The sequence below is a fragment of the Ignavibacteriota bacterium genome, from assembly GCA_016218045.1.
GTDB lineage: Bacteria > Bacteroidota > Ignavibacteria > SZUA-365 > SZUA-365 > JACRFB01.
Genome location: JACRFB010000011.1, coordinates 1 through 6,953 on the forward strand (window position 1 = coordinate 1; position 6,953 = coordinate 6,953).

Annotated in this window: 1 protein-coding gene; it reads left to right on the forward strand. The window is 62.9% G+C overall.

Annotated elements, in window-relative coordinates:
• Positions 1 to 1,839 precede the first annotated feature (1,839 nt).
• The gene (locus HY962_03380) at positions 1,840 to 6,519 is read left to right on the forward strand and encodes a T9SS type A sorting domain-containing protein (protein ID MBI5645949.1); all 4,680 of its coding nucleotides are present in this window, start codon (positions 1,840 to 1,842) and stop codon (positions 6,517 to 6,519) included.
• Positions 6,520 to 6,953 lie beyond the last annotated feature (434 nt).

Sequence of the window (6,953 nt, forward strand, 5' to 3'; positions counted from 1 at the left end):
CCGATGAGTTTCTGTTGCGTGGTCATCGTCACACGGTCCTTTCATGTGGTGGTTGATGATACGCGTCTGTCAGATATTATCCTAACTTGTACAGATCAACCGAGGAACCGATGAGTCAATCAGACCATCCGCTTCCTTCCGCGATCCAAGCCGCGTGTGCGCGATGCGCGAGAAAACTCCGACAGAGGCGACGGGCGGTCGCCCGTCAACCGCCGCGAACCAAGCATGAAACACCGCACAAAACAAATCAGTCACCCTCGCGCGGAACGGGAGAGGGCCGGGGTGAGGGTGTGCGTTCCCGCTCTCCCGCTGTCCCGCTGTCCCGTCGCGCTTCGACAAGCTCAGCGTGACACAGGGTCGTGATCCCGCTGTCCCGTCGCGCTTCGACAAGCTCAGCGTGACACAGGGTCGCTGTCCCGCTGTCCCGCTGTCCCGTCGCGCTTCGACAAGCTCAGCGAGACACAGGTTCGCTGTCCCGCTGTCCCGCTGTCAGGATTCCTGGAGTCGCGCGGTCTTGTGTTCGTGGATACGAGTCAGCACCGCGTCACGATGAGAGGTGGCGTGTCCGAATAGTGCAATTGGACGGTACATATTGACTTCGGAGTATAATATCGTATTATCGCGAGTGATATCGGTATCGACGCCCTCTTCGGTTATAGCCGCGAACGCCGTGGAGGTATGCGACAGACTTCAACGCAGGGTATCGTGTGTATGCTTCGCGATCGCGGCATGTACACAACTTTCTTACCGCCATGTTTCCCGTCGGGCTGGACCGAAGACGTGGATACGCGTCATTCGGGACTGTCGCACGACGGTCCCGAGTGACGTACATTTCCTTATGCATGGCAACTGGCAATGAAAGAGAAAATAGTCCTCCTGGCGATTGAGCTGTTTCTATTGGCAACCGTTCGTTCGCCGGGACAAGGTATCAATTACGCGGTACCCCCAAGCCGAATGGTACCAACGGCTAGGAATTCAACCGCATGCGGATTGTACTCGACTTATTTTGGGGGCACGGGTCAACAGGAAATACACGATATCGTTATTGATGTCGACGGCAATTACTATGTCACAGGCGAGGTGTCAACAACAGGTGATATACCCGTTACAGCAGGTGCATTTCAGTCTTCACCTGGTGGCTCGTATGACTGTTTCATATCAAAATTCACACATAATCACCGCCTGGTGTGGAGTACGTATTACGGCGGATCAGGATTGGATGCTGCAGAATGCGTTACTCTCGATGGGGGGGTTCTCTACTTCGCGGGTAGGACGATGAGTAACGATTTTCCAACAAGTAGTGGGTGTTATCAACCGACTCGTACAGGAGGTTCAGATGGTTTTGTCATTAAAATGGATACTAGCGGTCAAAGAGTATGGGCTACGTATGTCGGGGGCACTGGTGATGAGGCCTTGAAGGGAATCTCCGTGATGAACTCAGGTGACGTCGTGCTCGCTGGATCTACCTTCAGCATTGACTTTCCTGTTACAAGCGGTGCCTTTCAGACAACCTTTGGTGGCACTCCGTCTGATGGTCTATTCATTCGCCTTTCCCCAAATGGAGCACTTCAGTATAGCACATATGTCGGAGGCACATATGGAGAGGGATTTCGCTCTGTTGAAACAGACGCAAATGATAACATCATTTTAGTGGGCGTAGGAGAAAGCTCCAATTATCCCATTACCCCAGGTGCCTACCAGTCAGCACCCAGAGGACCGGATGCGATCATCACCGTGTTTACATCTGCCAATACTCTTTCATGGTCCACCTTTCTTGGTGGCGCTGTCGGAACAGAAGTTGCCTTACGTGTAAGCGTATTTGGTAGCTACCTGTTCGTAGTGGGTGAGCATGCTGGCTGGGATTTTCCCGTCACATCCGGCGCTGCACAGCCGATTTTCGGCGGAGGGAATCGAGACGGATTCGTCGCCTCTTTCGATATGACAGGGGCGCTGCGTTGGTCCACATTCAGCGGCGGCCTGAACGACGATTACCTCTACGACGTGGATGTCACCCCCAATGGCGACGTGGTTGTCTGCGGCGCATCACAGAGTCCGGACTTTCCCGTCTCACCTTGTTTGTATCCGGATCCCGGACCGGGGTATAGCAGGAACATCATTGTGGCGAAGTACACACCTACGGGCGCACTGCGTACATCCACGTTTTATGGTAACATCCTTGACGAGGCCTTCTGTCTCGCAATAAACGACGAGATTCACGCACTCATCGCGGGCCGATGCAGCAATCCGTACCCCGTGTCGCTCGACGCGTTCCAGCGAACACCAGGCGGCGGCGGTGATGCCTTCATCACACGCCTTCCCCTCATTCCGCGCCTCGAGGCGGCTGCGGGCAACGACGTTGGCATCTGCCCCGGCGACACAGTGCAGCTCCGCCTCGGCCTCGGTTGCGGGCAGGGTCCGCTCTCCTTCCACTGGTCACCGGCGGCCGGACTCGACAATGCGGCGCAGGCACAACCGGCGGCATCACCCACGGTTACAACCGACTACGTGGTGACCGTGACCGACGCCTATAGCTGCACACGTGTCGACACACAACGTGTTGTGGTGCACAACCCGCCCCGCGTCACCATGGGCGCGGGCCCCGAACTCTGCCGCGGCGAAGAGGCGGCACTGGCATCATCGGTCACCGAAGGCCGCGCGCCCTACACCTACACCTGGCTCCCCTCGGCGGGACTCTCCGACCCGGCCGTCCCGGATCCACTCGCCTCGCCGGATTCCACGACGGTGTACACGCTGTACGTATCGGATGCCAACGGCTGCACGGGGCGCGACAGCGTGCGTGTAGTGGTGCTCGACCGTCCGCGCGCCGCGGCGGGAGGCGACACGTCGCTGTGCCTCGGCGCATCGACACGCATCGGTGCGCCGGCCGCGGGTGGCACACCCACGTACACATACGTTTGGACTCCCCCGGGCGAACTCGATGATGCCTCCTCACCCACCCCGCGCCTCACACCCGGCGCAAGCGGCGCCTTCGTTGTGACGGTGACGGATGCGAAGGGCTGCACGGACAGTGATACCGTGCACGTGACCGTCCACACCCCCCCGCGTGCCGCGGCGGGCAATGCCACCACTCTGTGCGCGGGGCGCAGCACGCGCATCGGCGGCGAGGCCACGGGCGGCACGGCGCCGTACGTGTACACATGGTCCCCCGCCGCGGGACTCGACCGGCGCGACATAGCGATGCCCACCGCGGCACCCGCCGTCTCGACCACCTACCACGTGACGGTGACGGACGCATACGGCTGCACGGCCACTGATTCGGTGCGTGTGACCGTGGCGCCGAACCCGGTGGTGGACGCGGGCACGGGCACGATGATCTGCGCGGGTGAACGGGCGCTCCTGGACGCGCGGGTGAGCACGGGCACCGCGCCGTACACCTACGCGTGGACGCCGCCGAGCGACATTCCTCTCCCGTTCACTCCGCGCGCGGAGGCCTGGCCGGCGCGCAGCACCACGTATCATGTACTGGTGACGGATGCAAACGGCTGCACAGCCGAGGACTCGGTGCGTGTGACGGTGCTCCCCGCGCCCGTCCCGCATATCACGGCAGGTGGACGCACAACGTTCTGCCTCGGCGACAGTGTGGTCCTCGAAGCCGACACCGGTTATACCACGTACCGGTGGCGGACGCCGCGCGGCGATTCGCTTGCAGGCAGACGCATCATGGCGCGCGCGGACGGTGTGTATCTGCTCGCGGTGACGAACCGCGATGGATGCACGGGACACGATTCGATGATGGTACGTGTCCTGCCGGGTTTTGCGCTGGGAGTGACACTGCGCGGCGCGGCGGCCTTCTGCGCGGGCGACAGCGCGCTGCTCGAGGCGCAGGACGGGTACACGGACTACGTGTGGCGGAACGAGCGCGATAGCGTGATTGCGACCACACGCGCGTGTGTGGCGCGGCAGGGCGGTACGTACACGGCCACGGCGCGCGACAGCACAGGGTGTCGCGGACTCTCGCAGCCCCTGCGCATCGTGGTGCACGCATTGCCCGCACCCGCGATTGCGGGTCCGCGCGCCTCGTGTGCGAACGGCCGCGGCACGTACACGGTGGCGGCGCAGCCGGGCAGGGGCCGCGTGTGGCGTGTCACGGGCGGCTCGATCGAGAGCGGTCAGGGCACGGCGCGCATCGGTGTGCGCTGGGGGGCGTCGGATACGGGAGTGGTGGAAGTGACGGAGACGGTGGACTCGTCGGGTTGCACGAGGAGGGCCTTGTTCGTTGTCACGATCGGCACCTCGCTCGAACCGGTGGTCACCGGTCCGCACACGCTCTGCGCGGGCGACACGGCCTCGCTCGATGCGGGCGAAGGCTACGCCACCTACGAGTGGCGCGAAGCGGCGACGGGCACGGTCGTCGCAACAACACGTGTGCACCGGACGGCGGCACGCGGACCGTACACGGTGTATGTGACGGACGGCGAGGGATGCAGCGGCAGTTCCGTTGCGCACCTTCTCACCGTGTTCGAACGACCGGTGGTGACGATACAGGGCGCGGGCGACCTCTGCGAAGGCGACACCGTGCTGCTGACACCGAACACATCCTTCACCACGTACCGCTGGTACAGAAGCGATACACTCGCGGGCACGGAGCAGACACTCGCCATTACACGCGGCGGGCGCTACACACTGCTCGCCACTGATACGAACGGCTGCACGGGCGCGGCGGCGCACGCGGTGCTGGAACATGCGCGTCCGCGTCCCGTGATTGTGGGTCCGGCGCTCGTGTGTACGGGCGACGGCAGCGCGCTGGAGGGCGGCGCGGGGTATCGCACGTACATCTGGCGCGACGAGGCGGGCGCGGAGGTGTACCGCGGGCGCGCGTATGTGCCTGGGCGGAGCGGGACGTACACGCTGACGGTGCGCGACACGGCGGGCTGCGAGGGCACCTCGCCTCCGCACACGGTGGATGTGGTGCCCGCGCCTCGGGCGCGGGTGTCGGGTCCGTCCACCGTATGTGTGGGCTCTGCCGCGCGCTACGCTGCCGCAGCCGAACCCGGCGCAGCGCGGCAGTGGATGGTGACGGGCGGCGCGGCGCAGAGTGCGACGGATGCCGACACGTGTGTTGTTGTGTGGAACACGGCGGGCACAGGCCGTGTGATCCTCACACTCACACGGCAGGGCTGCACGGACGCGGACACGGTGGACGTGACGATAGGCACATCACTCACTCCCACGATCGCGGGCAGATCACGCATCTGCGCGGGCGACACGACGCTGCTCGATGCGGGCGCCGGGTATCGGAGTTACCTGTGGCGATTGACGAACGGCGACAGCGCAGACACACCGTCGATCCGCATCGCGGCAGCGGGTGTGTACACAGTGACCGTGTACGACGAGGGCGGGTGTACGGGATCGGCGCAGCATCTCCTGCGTGTGGATGTGCTCCCCGCGCCCTTGATCGCGGGTCCGCGGGAGATCTGCGCGGGCGACACGGCGGTGCTCGATGCCGGTGTGATCGCGGGCGTGTACACCTGGCGTGACGCAATGGGGACCATGCTCGGCGCGCAGCGCACACTCGCCGTCACACAGACGGGAGTGTTCACAGTAACAGTCACCGACACGAACAGTTGCACGGGCTCGTCGCCACCGCATACGCTTCTTGTGCATCCGCGTCCGGCACAACCCGTCGTCACCCTCCGCGGCGACACCCTCGTCACCGCGGCGGGGTATGCCTACCGCTGGTATCGCAACGACACACTCATCGCGGGCGCCGCATCCGACACACACATCGCAGCCTCGCCCGGCTGGTATCACGTGTCCATCACCGACACACACGGCTGCACGAACGAGGCGGATCCCGTCGAATACACCGGCGCGGCGCGTGTGGCCACGGCGCACATCATCCTTCCATTCCTCGAGGCAGCTCCCGGCGAGCGCGTCGAGATCCCGGTGGTGATCGCCGCCTCCACACGCCTCGACGCGGCGGACGTGCGCAGTGTCAGTGGCACACTCCGATTCAACCACAGCGTGCTTGTGCCGATCGATTCCACACCGCGGGGCAGCATAGCCGGCCCCGATCGCATCATCGCGTTCAGCACTCCCTACTCCCCACTTCCCACTCCCAACTCGCCGCTCATCACCCTGCGCTTCCTCGCCGCGCTCGGATCCGTGTCGCAGACGACGCTGACACTCGAGGACATGAACTTCGGCGCGACCGACGTCCGTGTGACGGTGCAGCCGGGCGGCTTCCGTCTCGTCGTGTGCCGCGAGGGCGGCGAGCGTTTGTTCTCGGACAGCGGGCGGCTCTCTATCGGTCAGAACAGTCCCAATCCATTCAACGCGCAGACGACGATCGAGTACGAGACCATCGAGAACGGTCCGGTGTTCCTCGCCGTATACGATCTGCTCGGGCGCGAGACCGCCGTGCTTGTCGACGCGCCGCTTGTGCCCGGCCGGCGCCGCGTGCTCTTCGACGCGCAGGCCCTTCCCTCCGGACAGTACATCGCCGTGCTCCGCAGCGGCAGCGGTGTGCGCACGATGTGGATGGTCGTTGCGAAGTGAGGCGTGGGGAACGGATAGACGATTAGACGATTGGACGATTGGACATGTAGGGGCGAACGGCAGTTCGCCCATTGCACACGCGAATCGCGATCAGACGATCAGACGATTAGACGATTAGACGATTGGACATGTAGGGGCGAACGGCAGTTCGCCCATTGCACACACGAATCGCGATCAGACGATCAGACGATTAGACGATTAGACGATCAGACGATTAGACGGTGAGACGATGAAATTCCCCCTCTTTCCAAGAGGGGGGAGGGGGAGTTGCGGAATCGGCGGCAGCGATCAACTGTACTAGCTACGATTAGACCTGACAGACGGTGGTTTGGTCGGTCTGATTCGAAGTCTCAAAAGATGTTGGTAATGTATCGAGGAGTTTTTCTTTTGCAAGCGGTATGGAATCGAGAAAGGTCTGCATCGGCGTCTTGCCA